The 14,407-nt window shown below is 68.8% G+C and carries 14 protein-coding genes; 5 read left to right on the top strand and 9 right to left on the bottom strand.

The genetic code is table 11. The features are described from left to right. Nucleotides 1-20: 20 nt before the first annotated feature. From ACNS84_RS00895 to ACNS84_RS00870, 6 genes are all read right to left on the bottom strand, one after another. A complete protein-coding gene (locus tag ACNS84_RS00895) occupies nt 21-1,343 on the bottom strand; it encodes a M28 family peptidase (protein WP_435072971.1) in 1,323 nt (440 codons plus the stop codon). A 132-nt stretch (nt 1,344-1,475) separates the two neighbouring features. Beyond that, on the bottom strand, nt 1,476-2,147 hold the full coding sequence (locus tag ACNS84_RS00890; RefSeq protein ID WP_435072970.1) for a DUF420 domain-containing protein: 672 nt from the start codon (nt 2,145-2,147) through the stop codon (nt 1,476-1,478). 93 nt (nt 2,148-2,240) lie between these two features. After that, nucleotides 2,241-3,293, bottom strand: a complete 1,053-nt coding sequence (locus tag ACNS84_RS00885; RefSeq protein WP_435072969.1) for an NAD(P)-dependent glycerol-1-phosphate dehydrogenase — start codon at nt 3,291-3,293, stop codon at nt 2,241-2,243. Between the two features lie 89 nt (nt 3,294-3,382). Beyond that, nucleotides 3,383-4,075 carry a LysE family translocator gene (locus ACNS84_RS00880; protein ID WP_435072968.1) on the bottom strand — a complete coding sequence of 231 codons (693 nt, stop codon included), beginning with the start codon at nt 4,073-4,075 and terminating at the stop codon, nt 3,383-3,385. A gap of 187 nt (nt 4,076-4,262) precedes the next feature. Further along, nucleotides 4,263-4,922 (bottom strand): metal-dependent transcriptional regulator, encoded by a 660-nt coding sequence (locus ACNS84_RS00875; RefSeq protein ID WP_435072967.1) that lies wholly within the window; start codon nt 4,920-4,922, stop codon nt 4,263-4,265. Nucleotides 4,923-5,002: 80 nt separating this feature from the next. Then, nucleotides 5,003-5,782 carry a DUF2103 domain-containing protein gene (locus ACNS84_RS00870; protein WP_435072966.1) on the bottom strand — a complete coding sequence of 260 codons (780 nt, stop codon included), beginning with the start codon at nt 5,780-5,782 and terminating at the stop codon, nt 5,003-5,005. A gap of 95 nt (nt 5,783-5,877) precedes the next feature. Here ACNS84_RS00870 and ACNS84_RS00865 point away from each other — a divergent pair, with 95 nt between their 5' ends. Both ACNS84_RS00865 and ACNS84_RS00860 read left to right on the top strand, forming a co-directional pair. After that, nucleotides 5,878-6,603: a hypothetical protein gene (locus ACNS84_RS00865; protein ID WP_435072965.1), complete on the top strand. Its 726-nt coding sequence runs from the start codon at nt 5,878-5,880 to the stop codon at nt 6,601-6,603. A gap of 62 nt (nt 6,604-6,665) precedes the next feature. Further along, on the top strand, nt 6,666-7,253 hold the full coding sequence (locus tag ACNS84_RS00860; RefSeq protein WP_435073769.1) for a DUF2238 domain-containing protein: 588 nt from the start codon (nt 6,666-6,668) through the stop codon (nt 7,251-7,253). Here ACNS84_RS00860 and ACNS84_RS00855 read toward each other — a convergent pair. Together ACNS84_RS00855 and aroA are read right to left on the bottom strand one after the other, a co-directional pair. Further along, entirely contained in the window at nt 7,250-8,419 is a 1,170-nt protein-coding gene (locus ACNS84_RS00855) for an ArsA family ATPase (RefSeq protein WP_435072964.1), read from the bottom strand. The two genes, ACNS84_RS00860 and ACNS84_RS00855, sit on opposite strands and share 4 nt — an antisense overlap. A 186-nt stretch (nt 8,420-8,605) precedes the next feature. Beyond that, complete coding sequence (gene aroA, locus ACNS84_RS00850; protein ID WP_435072963.1) at nt 8,606-9,967, bottom strand: 3-phosphoshikimate 1-carboxyvinyltransferase; 1,362 nt, start codon at nt 9,965-9,967, stop codon at nt 8,606-8,608. 142 nt (nt 9,968-10,109) lie between these two features. Between aroA and ACNS84_RS00845 the strand changes: the two genes are divergently transcribed. Then, nucleotides 10,110-10,640: a multiprotein bridging factor aMBF1 gene (locus ACNS84_RS00845; protein WP_435072962.1), complete on the top strand. Its 531-nt coding sequence runs from the start codon at nt 10,110-10,112 to the stop codon at nt 10,638-10,640. Between the two features lie 24 nt (nt 10,641-10,664). Here the strand turns inward: ACNS84_RS00845 and ACNS84_RS00840 are convergent, their stop codons facing one another. After that, nucleotides 10,665-11,432 (bottom strand): DICT sensory domain-containing protein, encoded by a 768-nt coding sequence (locus ACNS84_RS00840; RefSeq protein ID WP_435072961.1) that lies wholly within the window; start codon nt 11,430-11,432, stop codon nt 10,665-10,667. Between the two features lie 171 nt (nt 11,433-11,603). Between ACNS84_RS00840 and tpiA the strand changes: the two genes are divergently transcribed. Together tpiA and dnaK are read left to right on the top strand one after the other, a co-directional pair. Next, a complete protein-coding gene (tpiA, locus tag ACNS84_RS00835) occupies nt 11,604-12,248 on the top strand; it encodes a triose-phosphate isomerase (protein ID WP_435072960.1) in 645 nt (214 codons plus the stop codon). Nucleotides 12,249-12,485: 237 nt separating this feature from the next. After that, the gene (gene dnaK / locus ACNS84_RS00830) at nt 12,486-14,396 is read left to right on the top strand and encodes a molecular chaperone DnaK (RefSeq protein WP_435072959.1); all 1,911 of its coding nucleotides are present in this window, start codon (nt 12,486-12,488) and stop codon (nt 14,394-14,396) included. The last annotated feature ends 11 nt before the right edge of the window (nt 14,397-14,407 follow it).

Raw genomic sequence — 14,407 nt, 5'->3', positions numbered from 1 at the left:
CTCCCGATTCGCGGCGGCGGTCACTTCGCGAACGGCCAGTCGCCCGTGATCTTCATTCCGGTCGCCTTTCCTTCGCGCTCCAGCGCCGCCGCGATCGCCTCGCGGTCCCGGCGCTCGGTGGTCACCGACTCGTCGGCGAGCTCGACGACGAGCTCGGTCAGCAGGATGGCCTGCTCGCGGAGGTTCCGAGACTCTAGCTTGTCGAGTGTGTCGGCCCCGGTGTGGCCCCACCCGCGGCCGCGGCCCTTCGTCTCGCCGGAGACCATGTATCCCGGAATCCCGCGCTCGACGAACGGCCAGTGGTCGCTGTGGGGCACTAACTCCTCGCCGAGCGAGACCGGGTGATCGAAGCGGTCGCTCACGCGCTCTGCAGCCGCTTCCAGCGCGTCGAAGCCGTGGTGGTCGAGCTTCAGCGTGCGGCCGAACACGTTGCTGTCGACGTTGACAACTGCCGCGACCCGGTCGGGGTCTACCTCGTCCGCGTATCGCGAGGAGCCGACGAGTCCGACCTCCTCGGCGCCGAAGGCGACGAACCGGACCCGGCGGTCGAGTTCGTCCTCGCGCGCGGCGAGCGCGTTCGCGATTTCGACGAGCGTGGCGGTTCCTGCGCCGTTGTCCATCGCGCCCTCGGCGATGTCGTGGGCGTCGACGTGCGAAGAGACGACGAGGAAGTCGTCGGTGTCGGGCCCGAGTTCGGCGACGGCGTTCCCGCTCGTCGCGTCCGGCGTCTCGCAGTCGACGGCAACGGTCAGGTTGTCGCCCTCGTGTCGACGGGCGAGTCGCGCGCCGACCTCCTTCGAGACGCCGATTGCGGGGATATCGCCAACGGGCGCGTCCGCCGTGCCGACGCTGCCGGTCGGGGGGAGCGTCCCCTCGACGTGGTTCGCGAACACGAAGGCGGCGGCGCCGGCCTCGACGGCGTGGTAGTACTTCTCGCGGCGGTGGATGAACCGGTCGACAGAGTCGGGGGTGTCCGAGGAGACCATCACGACGGTGCCGTCGAGGTCGGCCTCGAAGTCCTCGGGGACGCCGTAGCCGAGGTCGACGAACTCACCAGTCCCCTCGCCGCTCGGACTGCGGGGGAGCGCGATACAGGCGTTCATCCCGCGAGCGAGCGTCTCGTCGCCCCGTCGGAGCGCGCTATCGCCGCGCTCCCAGCCCTGAATCTCGAACTCCTCGATCCGGGCGTTCCGCGCGCCGGCGTCGGCGAGCGCGTCGCGCGCCAGTTCCAGCCCCTCGCGCTCGCCGTCAGTTCCGGCCATGCGGCTCCCGATGTCGACGAGGGCTTCGAGGTGGCTCCAGCCGGTGTCGCTCGTGAACGTCTCGCCGATCCAGTGGGTCATGGGTGAGGGTGCGGCGGCGACGGGTCAAACGTTTCGGTGGCGGCGGCCGGTGCCGGGGCGAGAAGGCAAGAACCGGGGCGAGAGCGGGGCCGTACAACCGGCGGTCGGCGCCGAGCGAGCGGAACGACCGGTCTAGAGCCCGGGTGTGAGCGGGAGCAGGACCGCGGCGGCCTCGGCGGCTTCGGCGGCCGCGAACGTCGAGTCGTACAGCTGGTTCAAGAGGAGATAGGTGACGACGCCGAGCACGAGCGACAGGATCCACGCGCTCGCGGCGATGCGCCCGACGCGGCGGTGCGGCGTCTCGGTTCGCAGTTCGTGCTCGGTATGCGTGAGTCCGAGCACTATCGCGTAGAGAACGACGGGCACGGAGACGACGGAGAGGACGATGTGGATCGCGAGCATGATCAGGTACGCCGGGTACACCCAGTCCCACAGCGGAACCCACGCGTACGCGGAGTCGAGCACGAACTCCTTCGTCCCGCCACCTGCGACCTTCGGAAGGTACATCCCGAGGAACACGAGGATCAGGGCGAAGGAGGTCGTCATTGCCGCAGCGTGCTTTTTCACCTCGTCGTTGCGGATCCAGTACCAGCCGAGCGAGAGCGTGACGACGGTGACGGTGTTGACCGCGGCGATGGCGTGCGCGAGCAGGTCGACGGTCCCGCGGGAAAGTGTCGGGAACAGCGCTTGGAATTCGGGGACGAGGAAGACGCCACCGACGGCCCCGTAGCCGACGATCGTGAGGAGCACGGTGATCGCGCCGACCCGCTGTTTCGCCCGGTCGCGAACGCTGGCGGTGGACATACACGGGGTTGTCACGGGACGGTTATTTCCCTTTCGAGGGCGGAACGGGTCGCCGGGTTTCGCGGGCGCGGAGCGATCTGCGCCGACCGCGGCTCATCGCTCGATGACGCCGGTGGCCGTCGCGACCTCGATCGCGGCCTCCTCGTTGATTCCGCCTTGGAGGATCGTGTATCGGTCGCGGATCTCGTGAGCGGTCGTCAGTGCGGCGATCAGCTCCTCGTCGTCGATGCCGAGCTCGGCCGCGGTCGTCGGGGCGTCGAGTTCGGCGAGCGCCTCACGGATCGCGCTCCACCGCCCGTTCTCGCCGCTGTGAAGGTACTCGGTCATGATCGAGGCGACACCGACCTGGTGGCCGTGGAGCGCCTTGCCGGGGGCGATCCGGTCGAGCTGGTGAGAGATGAGGTGTTCCGCGCCGGAGGCGGGCCGCGATGAGCCCGCGATCGACATCGCGACGCCGGAGGAGACGAGCGCCTTCACGACGACCCACGACGACTCTTCTAAGCCGGGGCGGATCATGTCGGCGTTCTCGACGAGCAGCTCCGCGGTCATCTCCGAGAGCGCGCCCGCGTACTCGCTGTACTGGACGTTCCGCAGTCGGTGGGCCAGCCGCCAGTCCTTCACGGCGGTGTAGTTGGAGATGATGTCGGCACAGCCCGCCGTGGTGAGCCGCCACGGGGCGTTCGCGAGCAGCGCCGTGTCCGCGACGACCGCCAGCGGCGGGTCGGCGGCGACCGAGTGGCGCGTGTCGCCCTCGGGGATCGACGAGCGTCCGGAGACGATCCCGTCGTGAGACGCGACCGTGGGGACGGAGACGAAGCCGACGTCGAGGTGGTCGGCCGCCATCTTCGCGATGTCGATCGGCTTCCCGCCGCCGAGCGCGATCAGGTAGCCGGGATCGATCGCCTCTGCGGTTTCGGTGAGTTTCTCGACCGCGTCGAAGGAGGCCTCCTCGACGACGGCGGTCGCGGGGTCGTCGAACTGCGCGCGCACGCGATCGCCGGCGATGGCGTTCGGCGTCGGACTCGTGACGATGAGCGGCCGTCCCGTGAGGTACAGCTCGCCGACCGCCGCGCCGAGGTCGTCGATCACGTCGTGACCGACGAGCACGTTGCGCGGGAGCTTGATCCACGTGGACTTGTCGAACATACCGGCCGGTCGCACTCGCGGGTCAAAGCCGTTGTCCATGCGGTTCGCGGGCTCGTCGTCATCGCGCGAAGCTCGCTCGCCGACCCTCGTCACCACATGAGGGCCGTCGTCGCGGCGTTGTACAGGAAGTAAAGGCCGAACCCGCCGAGGACGACTGCCGACCCGACGGCGATGACCGGACCGATCGCCTGAATGCGTTTCTCGGCCGCGACGAGGCTCACGGGAAACAGCGTCACCCAGCTCAACACGCCGAGGAAGAACCCGCCGAGCAGCGCCGGCGACCCGGTCTCAACGACGAGCGCGCCCGCGAGACCGTCGCCGACGACCGGAAGCGGCGCGAGGATGTCGAGCTCGCCGGGGCGTAACATCCCGATGCCGACGGTGAGCCAGAACAGCACCTGAAACGGGTTCGTCAGCGCCAGCACCAGCGCCTTTCGGAACCCCTTCCCCTCCTCGATCATGGGATCGGTGCCGGACGTGGGCCGGAAGGCGGTGCGCGCGTTCCGGGCCGTGCCGACCGCGAAGTAACACATCAGACCCCCGCCCACGGCGATCATGGCGGTCTGGAGCCGGGGCACCGACTGCACGAACGAGACCACGCCGAGGTACGCGAGCACGAAGAAGATCGCGTCGGCGGTGGCCGCGCCGAGCCCCGCCCGGACGCCGGCCACGCGGCCGCGCAACACAGACTCCTCTGCGATGACGGCGTTCATGGGCCCGGGTGGGGCCGCGAGCGCGAGGCCGAAGACGACCCCCGCCGCGAGCGACACGAGGAGATTCACACCGGTCGAAACGCCCGGTTTCGTGAAAAGATCCGCGAAGGAACCGTGAGCGTCAGGGTCCGGAAAGCGACACCGATGGGCGAAGGTGTACCCGGAGGGAGCCTCCGGGGCGGACCACGGCGCGGTCCGTATGACGACCCGGCCCAGACGACGACCCGGCTCAGACGACGACCCAGCCCGGACGCACTCAGTCCGCGTCCTTGACGCGGATCGACCGGGCGACCTCCGCCGGCAGGCTCTGCTCGCCCGACGGCGTCGCCACGGTGACCATCCCGAAGGGCGCGACGTCGAGGACCTCCAGTTCGGTCCCCGGAGTGATCCCGGCGTCGGCGAGGTAGTCGAGTTCGGCCTCGTCGCGGTCGGACACCCGCGCGACGACGACGCGGTCGCCCTCGGCGTGGTCGGAGAGCCGCGGCCCGCTCCCCTCGTCGACGGGTTCGAGATCGGCTCCCGGAATGGGGTCGCCGTGGGGGTCGACAGCGGGGTCGCCGAGCGCCTCAGCGACGCGTCGCTCGAACTCCTCGGAGATGTGGTGTTCCAGCGCGTCGGCCTCGTCGTGGACTTCGCTCCAGTCGTAGTCGAGCCTATCGGCGAGGAACGCCTCCAGCAGGCGGTGGTGGCGAACGACCTCCAGCGCGACGGCCTCGCCCTCCGCCGTGAGTTCCGCGCCCTGATACGGCTCGCGCTCGACGAGTCCGCGGTCCTCCAGTTTCCCCAGCATGTCCGTGACGGACGGGGGTGTCTTGTCGAGGTACTCCGCGATCGCGGACGTCGAGACGGGGGGTCCCCGCTCCGACTGAAGGACGTAGATCGCTTTCAGATAGTCCTCCATGACGTCGCTCAGCATTTATAAGAAGTGGCGGACGACGGCTCAAATACCTACCGGGAGTCGACGGCGCGCGAGACGTCGCTCCCTCGGGGACCGGCTCACTCGTCTTGGAGTCCCGCCTCGCGCAGCGCCTCGTTGAGGTCCTCGCGGACGCGCTCACCGGTTTCGCGGTCCATCGCGGTGGTCACGATCCGGTTTTCCTGCACGCTCGACCCGTCGCGGAGGAGTAGTCGGACGTTGCCGTTGGTCCCGGCGCGCGTCGCCTTCGCGCGGAGGCCGGTCCGCGATCCGGTGCCGCCGGCGTCGATTGGGCCCGGAACGATCTTCTTGACGTGCGGGTGTTGCGCAACCGTGCTCACCGCCTTCCGTCCCTTTCGGTCGCCGATCAGCGTCGAGTGGGAGCCGCCAATCTTCTCGCGCGGCGGCGTCTCGACGACCTCAAGCGCGCGGTCGCCGCGTCGGTCGAGCACCCACGAGACGACGGGTCTGCCCGCACCGCCCGCGCGGTTCGCGTTCGAGCCGCGTTCCGCGCTGGTCCGCGCGTCCGGCACGCGGTAGAACTCGTGGTGGACCTGCGCGCGCGTCTCCCGGAGCGGTTCTCGCTCGCCGGCGGCGTAGACGGTGTCGGGTCGCTTGCGGCGGATCTCGTCGGCGACGCGGCCGGCGAAGTTACGGAGCTGGATCTCGGTGAGCTGCTCGTCGCTCTCGGGGCGCGTCGTCACAGTGGTCTCGCCGACGACGTCATCCTCGTCGAGCATCGTCAGGTGGGCGCGATCTTCGGCGAACTCGACGACGACGGCGTCGGCGTTGGCGGTGTTGCAGGTGAGACAGTAGTCACCGGGCTTGCGAAGCGGGGTGCCGCACCGCCGACAGTTCATACCGGACGGAGGCGCGTGCCGGGTAAAAACGCGTCCGTTCACCCCCGGTCCGCGGAGCGACCCATATTAGTGGGAGCCCTCCCTTGGAGAAGTATATGGATACCGACCGACCCGCGTCCGACGTCTCTGGCGCGGGCTCCGAATCGACGTCGGACGCGGACCCGGAGACCGACGGCGACGGCGACGATCCGGGGGGGACCGGGCCGAACGTCGCGGACGGGGGAATCATCGAAGACCGGCTGGCACAGCTGTTTCGGAGCGGACGGACGAACGCACTGGTCGCGTGGGGAATGGTGGCGGTGCTCGCCTTGACCTTCGTCGAGAGCCTACTCGGATTCGACTGGCTCCCGATGATCCTCGTCGCCGCCATCACCGGCGTCGTGGTCGCGCCGATGATCGCGGCGCGGGACCCACAGGTGATGCTTCCGTGGGAGGTGCTCGGTCTGGCGCTGTTGCCGATCCTGGTCCGCACGCTCCTCGGCGGTGAGGTTGGGACATTCGCCGCGTACATGGCGCTCGCGGCGTTCGCGCTGATCATCACCGTCGAACTGCATATGTTCACCACGCTCCGAGTCACCCACTGGTTCGCCGTGCTGTTCGTCGTGTTGACGACGATGGCGTCGGCGGCCGCGTGGACCGTGTTGCGGTGGAACGCCGACCGACTGATCGGCACCGAGTACCTGACCACCAACGAGGCGCTGATGATCGAGTGGCTCTACGTCACCTTGGCCGGGGTCGCCGCCGGCGTCCTCTTCGACGCCTACTTCCGGCGACGCGGGAAGCGGCTGCGCCGCGCCATCCGGCGGGTGGTGCGCCGATGAGGTTTCGACGGCACCTCATCGCCCGTCCGTCGCTGCAGAACCAACGGCGACTCACCAGGGGGATGCAGATCCTGCTCGGCGCTATCGTCGTCTACGGCATCCTGTACGGCCAGCCGAAGGCGATAACCAACGGCGGCCTCGGGCTCTTCGTTACCTTCGTGCCGGCGCTGGTCGAGCGCAACTACGACATCCCCCTCGACCCGTGGCTCGGGGTGTGGATCACGAGCGCGGTGTTCCTCCACACGCTGGGATCGGCGTGGTTCTACGCGCAGATCATATGGTGGGACCATCTGACGCACGCGCTGTCCGCGTCGTTGATAGCTGGCGCGGGGTACACGACGCTGCGCGCTATCGACCTCCACAGCGACGAGATACAAATCCCGTCGCGGTTCGCGTTCGTCTTCATCTTCGTCGTCGTGCTCGCGTTCGGCGTCGTCTGGGAGCTGTTCGAGTTCGGGCTCGACATCGTCGCCGACGAGACGGGCATCTCGATGCCGCTGGCGCAGTACGGACTCGACGATACCGTCCTCGACCTGATGTACAACTCGGTGGGGGCGCTGATCGTGGCGACGTTCGGACAGGCGCACCTTTCGGGCGTCGCGGAGCGAGTCCGCGACGGGCTGTACGGAGCGATCGAGAAGGAGCACTAACGCAGACAGGCCGCCACGACCCGCAGCGCGTCTTCTCCGCGGACTTCGTTCGCGAGCAGCGGCACGCGCTTCACGTCGCGGCCGCGGAACAGCTCCGTGGCCCGCCGAAGTGCGGCCTGCTGGACCTCCCAGCGCCGAGCGCAGAACTCGCACGTTTCGGGGTTCGGCTCGACGATCCACGCTGGGTCGACGTCGGCCACGTCGCCGACGCCCTCCATTACGCGATTGATGACGAGCGTGTTCACCGGGATTCCGAACTCGTCGAGACGGGCGACCAGCCGTTCGGACTCGACGACGCTCATCTCCTCCGGAATCGTCACGACGCGGAAGTCGGTCTGTTCGGGGTCCCGAAGCACGGCCCGGAGACGCTCGATCCGCTGTCGGAGTTCGTCGAGGTCGGCGCTCGGGTCGGCGTCGTCGTCACCGCCGCCGAACATTCCTTTGAGCCCGTCCATCATCCCGGAGAAGCGGTTGCGGAGCTTCATCACGCGCCCGATCATCGAGTCCATGACCTCCGGAAGCTGGAGGAGTCGGAGCGTGTGCCCGGTCGGCGCGGTGTCGATGATCATCCGGTCGAAGCGCGGGTCGTCGAGGTACTCCAAGAGTTGGCGCATCGCGGCCGCCTCGTCGGCGCCGGGCATCGTCCCGCCGAGGAGGGAGCCGAGCCCTTCGCCCTCGTCGTCGGGGCCTCCTGTTCCGCCCATCTCGCCCATTTCACCCATACCGCCCAGTCCGCCCATCGCGTCGCTCATCTCGCCCAGCCCGCCGAGGGGATCGCCGTCGGCGCCGAACATCCCCTCCTCCATCGCGTCGTCGGGGTCGATTTCCGCGGCGTACAGCGGCATGTCTTCCCGAATTCGCGTCGGTTTGGCCGGGATATCGGTCTCGTAGGTGTCGGAGAGAGAGTGCGCCGGATCGGTCGAGACGACGAGCGTGTTGACGCCCCCCGCGGCCGATGAGAGGCCGGTCGCGGCCGCCATCGTCGTCTTGCCGACGCCCCCCTTCCCGCCGTAGAGGACGTACTCGGGGGCGTCGACGCCCGCGGGAAGGTCCGTGGCGGCGTCCGTCTCGGCCGGGACGTCGGTCTCCGGCCCGGAGTCGGTCGCGTGATCGTCGCTCTCGGGCTCCTCGACGCGATCCACGGGTTCGACGTCGATGTCGTCCATACCCGGTCGTGCGTGGGGCGCGTTTGTGTACTCGTCGGTATCACGAAGGGGAGTCGCGGGAATTCGGTCGTGAACGGAGACGAGCGGAGAGACCGTCCAGACCTCGTGGTTCGGGCTCACAGAGCGCGAACCGCCACCAGTCGATAGCTGAGTGTCGGGTTAAGGAGGCGGACGCGGGTCGTTCGGCTACTCGCTCGCGTCGTCGCGCTCGACAGCCATCCCGAGGTCGGCCATCGCGTCGAAGAAGTTCGGGAAGGAGACGTCGACGTGCTCACCGCCGCGGATCGTCGTGGTGCCCTCCGCGGCGAGTGCGGCCACGGCGAGCGACATCACGATCCGGTGATCGGCGCGACCGTCGACGGTGGCGCCCCGCAGGTCACTCTCCGAGCCGTGGATCGTGAGGACGTCCGGCTCTTCGGTCGTCTCGGCGCCCATCTTCGTCAACTCCTCCGCCATCGCAGCAACGCGGTCGGTCTCCTTGTACCGGACGTGCTCGCAGTTCGTGATCCGGGTGTCGCCGTCGGCGACCGCGCCGAGCGCGGCGATCGTGGGGAGTAGGTCGGGCGTGTCGCCAACGTCGACCTCGACGCCCGACAGGTCGGAGCGCCGGACGGTGATGACGCCCGCCTCGCGGTCCCACTCGACGTCGGTTCCCATGCGTTCTGCGATCTCGACGATCGCGGCGTCGCCCTGCGCGCTCGGACGAGCGCCCTCGATCCGGACCGCCTCGCCCGGGGCGGCGGCGACCGCACCGGCCGCAACGAGGTACGAGATGGAGGAGAAGTCGCCGGGGACGGCGTAGCTCCCGCCGGTCGGCGCGTACGACTGGCCGCCCTCGACGACGAACCCTGCCGCGCCGGCGGCGCCGTCGAGCGCATTGCCCTCGTCGTCGATCGGCGTCGCTTCGACCCCGAAGTCGGCGAGCAGTTCGAGCGTGATGTCGACGTACGGTGCCGACTTGAGCGGGGTCGTCAGCTCCACGTCGATCCCGTCCTCGGTGACCGCGCCGGCCATCAGCAGCGCGGTGACGTACTGCGAGGAGACGTCGCCGGGAATCGCGACGTCGCCGCCGTCGAGGGGGCCGGAGATCACCAAGGGCGCCTGCCCGTTGCCGCGGGTCGACTCCGCGCGAACGCCCAGATCGGCGAGTGCAGTTAAAAGGGGTCCCTGAGGGCGCGACCGGAGCGACCCGTCGCCGGTCAGCACCGTCGTGCCGTCGGCGAGCGCGGCCGCGGCCGTCACCAGCCGCATCGTCGTCCCCGAGTTGGCGCAATCGATCACGTCGTCGGGGACGCTCGGTCGGCCGTCGAATCCGTCGACGACGAGCGCGTCGGCGTCCGCGAACGCGGCTCCCGACGCCGGCTCGACCGCGCCGCCAAAGGCGGTCACGGCGCGGGCGGTCGCCCGGGTGTCAGCGGAGACGAGCGGAGAGCGGACGGTCGCGCCGTCGCTGTAGCCCGCGGCGAGCAGCGCGCGGTGCGTGTAGCTCTTCGAGGGGGGCGCGCGGGTCGTCCCCCGAACGGTCGAGTTGGTGACGTGGACGTCCATACTGTCCCTGCCGGCCCCGGCGACAAGTCGGTACCGGACGCGGCACGATTGAGCGAGCGGAGCGCCCGCGGAGGCTCACCCAATCGTGCCGCGGGAGCGCCCCGGCGCACCCTTTATACCACAGGGAGCGTTAGCGTCGCGTATGCCCCAGTGTGAGATGTGTGGCGCCGACCAGGCCTCGCTGACGACCACGAAGGTCGAAGGCGCGGAACTGGAGCTGTGTAGCTCGTGTACGGACTTCGGTACCGAGGTCCGCGACGAGTCGACCGGCTCCGGCGGCGGCAAGTACTCCACGAGTTCGAGCACCGGGAAGTCTTCCTCCTCGTCGTCCGGCTCGTCCGGCTCCGGCGGGTCCTCGGGCGGCTCGACGCGTCGGCGCGACATGTTCGACGACATGGAGGAGATCGCCACCGACTACGACGACCAGATCCGGAAGGCCCGCGAGTCCCGAGGCCTCAGTCAGGAAGAGCTGGCCGACCAGCTCAACGAGAAGGCCAGCCTCATTCGCAAGCTGGAACGCGGCGACACGCTCCCGACGGACGAGGTCCAGCGAAAGCTGGAGCGCGCGCTCGACATCTCGCTCGTCGAGGGCGAATCTGTCGAGGACGCCGACTGGGACAGCGGCGACTCGGGGACCATGACGCTCGGCGACGTAGTCAAGCGGAAGGACTGACGCCGGTCGCGCCCCGGACGGGCGTTACTCGCGACTCTCTTCGACGTCGTCCGTCGATTCGATTTTGGCGCCCGACGTGGCGTAGCGCTCGGTCAGATAGTCGATGATATAGTCGACCGTCTCGGGGTCGTAGCTCCAGAAGCCGAAGAACTCCCCCGGGGCGCGCTCCTCGGCGAGCAGCGCGCACTTCGCGTCGTCGTAGCCGCCGCCGTCGTACGCGACGAACCAGGTCTCGCGGAGCTCGGCGGTCTCTCCGACGTGAACGGTGTAGTGTTCCACGTCGGGCGGGTCGCCCCCGGCCGCGGCGTAGGCGTGGACGCTGAGTCGTTCCTTTTCGCCGAGCAGGTCGTAGGTGTCCGTCTCGCCGGTAAGCACGTCGAGCGTCTGGAACCCGGCGTGAAGCTCGCCGTCGCCAACCCGCCACGCGCGGTCCTCTATCTCCCGGGACGCGGCGACCATGTCGCCGCGGGAGTACGACGTGAACATCGTCTCGTCGAGGAGGTCGAGGATCGGCCCGCCGACCCGACGACCGCTTTCGCCCGAGCCGTCGCCGTCGGACGAACCGTCGGCGCCGGGGAGAATCTCGCCCACGGTGACGGCGGTGACGAACTCGCCGTCGCGCGAGAGGACGGCGTACGCCTCCGGCCCTCCCTCGGTCCGCTCCTCGACGATCCGAATGTTTCGGTCGGCGAAATGCTCGCGGAGCTCGCTCGTGACCGACGAATCGGCGTTGAAGACGGTCAGCGTGGCCTCGCTTGCCTCCACGCCGGTGATGAGCTCGATGAGGGACATTGCTCGTTCCGACCCACAGTACCGGGGTATAAGGTCGTTTATGCTCCCAACAGCGCGACGACCCCCACGCGGGCGTGTCACCCGCCGTCGAGCGGGGGAGAACCGCGTCCGATCGGTGGGAGTGTCGTCGAAGCATGAAACTATTTGCGCCCACGGACCTCGTGTGCTGGTATGTTCATTCTGGTGAACCTCAAGGCGTACCCGTGCGATCCGATCGAAGTGGCGACCGCCGCCCGCGACGTCGCCGAGGCGTCTGGCGCTCGGATCGCCGTCTCGCCGCAGGCCGCCGACCTCGCCCGCGTCGCGGACACCGGCGTCGAGACGTGGGCCCAACACGTGTCGCCGAACGACCACGGCTCGCACACCGGGTCGACGCTCGCCGAGGCCGTCGCCGACAACGGCGCGGAGGGGACCCTCGTCAACCACTCCGAGAAGCGGCTGAAACTCGCCGACATCGACGGCGCCGTCCGCGCCGCCGAGCGCGCCGATCTGGAGACGATCGTCTGCGCGAACAACCCCGCGCAGGTCGGTGCGGCCGCCGCGCTTGGTCCCGACGCGGTCGCCGTCGAACCGCCCGAACTCATCGGCGGCGACGTCTCCGTCTCGACGGCCGATCCCGGGATTGTCGAGGACGCGGTCGCGGCCGCCGGCGCCGTCGACGCCGACGTCGACGTGTTCTGCGGCGCCGGCGTGTCGACGGGCGAAGACGTGGCTGCGGCGGGTGACCTCGGCGCGTCCGGGATCCTGCTCGCCTCCGGCGTGGCGAAGGCCGACGACCCGCGGGCGGCGCTGGAAGACCTGGTCACCGGACTCTGAGTCATCACCGGGCTCTCAGCCGTCACCGAACTCTGAGTTGGGTTCGCGCCGGGAGAATCGAGGACGGATCCCGCCGGAGATGGACGCGGGTCCTGCGCTTGCGGATCTGTATAAATACATCGGTGCGAGCGGTTCACATGATCGCCGAAACCGCATGACTCCGCCGGGATCGGCTGATCGGTGAGATCGCGCCATCTAGTAACCTTTAACCGACACAAGACGCTAACTTTGGTTAAGATGGCGAGTAACAAAATCCTCGGTATCGACCTCGGTACCACCAACTCCGCGTTCGCGGTGATGGAGGGCGACGAGCCCGAGATCATCGCGAATGCGGAGGGCGACCGGACGACGCCCTCCGTCGTCGCCTTCGCCGACGACGGCGAGCGACTCGTCGGGAAGCCGGCGAAGAACCAGGCTGTTCAGAACCCCGACCGCACGATCCAGTCGATCAAGCGGCACATGGGTGAGGACAACTACACGGTCGAGATCGGGGACGACGAGTACACGCCCGAACAGGTCTCGGCGATGATCCTCCAGAAGATCAAACGGGACGCTGAGGAGTACCTCGGCGACGACGTCGAGAAGGCCGTGATCACCGTCCCCGCGTACTTCAACGACAAGCAGCGCCAGGCGACGAAGGACGCCGGCGAGATCGCCGGCTTCGACGTCGAGCGCATCGTCAACGAGCCGACCGCCGCCTCCATGGCGTACGGCCTCGACGACGAGTCCGACCAGACCGTCCTCGTGTACGACCTCGGTGGCGGGACGTTCGACGTGAGCGTCCTCGACCTGGGCGGCGGCGTCTACGAGGTTGTCGCCACGAACGGGGACAACAGCCTCGGCGGCGACGACTGGGACGAGGCGGTCATCGACCACCTCGCCGACGAGTTCAAGAACAACCACGGGATCGACCTCCGCGAGGACCGACAGGCGCTCCAGCGGCTAAAAGACGCCGCCGAGGAGGCGAAGATCGAGCTGTCGAGCAAGAAGGAGACGACCGTCAACCTCCCCTTCATCACCGCGACCGACAGCGGTCCGGTCCACCTCGAACAGTCGATCACCCGCGCGACGTTCGAGAACCTCACCTCCGACCTGATCGAGCGCACCGTCGAGCCGACAGAGCAGGCGCTTTCCGACGCCGACTACGGCAAGAGCGACATCGACGAGGTCATCCTCGTCGGCGGGTCGACCCGGATGCCGCAAGTCCAGGAAAAGGTCGAGGAGCTCGTCGGTCAGGAGCCGAAGAAGAACGTCAACCCCGACGAGGCCGTCGCGCTCGGCGCGGCGGTCCAGGGCGGCGTGCTCTCCGGCGACGTCGACGACATCGTCCTGCTGGACGTCACCCCGCTCTCGCTCGGGATCGAGGTGAAGGGCGGACTCTTCGAGCGGCTCATCGAGAAGAACACCACCATCCCGACGGAGGAGTCGAAGGTGTTCACCACGGCCGCCGACAATCAGACCTCCGTCAACGTCCGCGTCTTCCAGGGCGAGCGTGAGATCGCCGACAAGAACGAGCTGCTCGGCGCGTTCCAGCTCTCCGGCATCCCGCCGGCCCCCGCGGGCACCCCGCAGATCGAGGTCTCGTTCAACATCGACGAGAACGGCATCGTCAACGTCGAGGCCGAAGACCAGGGCTCGGGTAACGCCGAGTCGATCACCATCGAGGGCGGCGTCGGCCTCTCCGACGAGGAGATCGACCAGATGCAGGAGGAGGCCGAGAAGCACGCCGAGGAGGACGAGGCCCGCCGCGAGCAGATCGAGGCCCGTAACGAGGCCGAGACGACGATCCAGCGCGCCGAGACCCTCTTGGAGGAGAACGAGGAGGACCTCGACGAGGACCTCATCGACGACATCGAGGCCGCCATCGAGGACGTCGAGGAGACGCTCGAGGACGAGGACGCCGACACCGACGAACTCGAGTCCGTCACCGAGGCGCTCACGGAGGAGCTCCAAGAGATCGGCAAGCAGATGTACGAAGGACAGGCCGCGCAGGCCGGTCCGGGCGGCGCTGGCGGCGCGGCCGGCGGTCCCGGCGGCATGGGCGGTGCGGCCGGTCCCGGCGGCGCGGCGGGCCCCGGCGGTGCGAACCCCGACGACGACGAGGAGTACGTCGACGCCGACTTCGAGGACGTCGACGACGAGGAGTAGCGCCGACCTCG

The organism is Halorubrum wangae, assembly GCF_051194135.1.
Classification (GTDB): domain Archaea; phylum Halobacteriota; class Halobacteria; order Halobacteriales; family Haloferacaceae; genus Halorubrum.
Note: the sequence above shows the minus strand (reverse complement) of the source record. Positions and strands in the feature narration are given on the sequence as shown.

Coding starts and splice junctions, on each gene's coding strand:
- dnaK (WP_435072959.1), top strand. CDS start 12,486: ATGGCGAGTAACAAAATCCTCGGTATCGACCTCGGTACCACCAACTCC.
- ACNS84_RS00895 (WP_435072971.1), bottom strand. CDS start 1,343: ATGACCCACTGGATCGGCGAGACGTTCACGAGCGACACCGGCTGGAGC.
- ACNS84_RS00855 (WP_435072964.1), bottom strand. CDS start 8,419: ATGGACGACATCGACGTCGAACCCGTGGATCGCGTCGAGGAGCCCGAG.
- tpiA (WP_435072960.1), top strand. CDS start 11,604: ATGTTCATTCTGGTGAACCTCAAGGCGTACCCGTGCGATCCGATCGAA.
- ACNS84_RS00870 (WP_435072966.1), bottom strand. CDS start 5,782: ATGAACTGTCGGCGGTGCGGCACCCCGCTTCGCAAGCCCGGTGACTAC.
- ACNS84_RS00885 (WP_435072969.1), bottom strand. CDS start 3,293: ATGTTCGACAAGTCCACGTGGATCAAGCTCCCGCGCAACGTGCTCGTC.
- aroA (WP_435072963.1), bottom strand. CDS start 9,967: ATGGACGTCCACGTCACCAACTCGACCGTTCGGGGGACGACCCGCGCG.
- ACNS84_RS00860 (WP_435073769.1), top strand. CDS start 6,666: ATGCAGATCCTGCTCGGCGCTATCGTCGTCTACGGCATCCTGTACGGC.
- ACNS84_RS00840 (WP_435072961.1), bottom strand. CDS start 11,432: ATGTCCCTCATCGAGCTCATCACCGGCGTGGAGGCAAGCGAGGCCACG.
- ACNS84_RS00845 (WP_435072962.1), top strand. CDS start 10,110: ATGCCCCAGTGTGAGATGTGTGGCGCCGACCAGGCCTCGCTGACGACC.
- ACNS84_RS00865 (WP_435072965.1), top strand. CDS start 5,878: ATGGATACCGACCGACCCGCGTCCGACGTCTCTGGCGCGGGCTCCGAA.
- ACNS84_RS00875 (WP_435072967.1), bottom strand. CDS start 4,922: ATGCTGAGCGACGTCATGGAGGACTATCTGAAAGCGATCTACGTCCTT.
- ACNS84_RS00890 (WP_435072970.1), bottom strand. CDS start 2,147: ATGTCCACCGCCAGCGTTCGCGACCGGGCGAAACAGCGGGTCGGCGCG.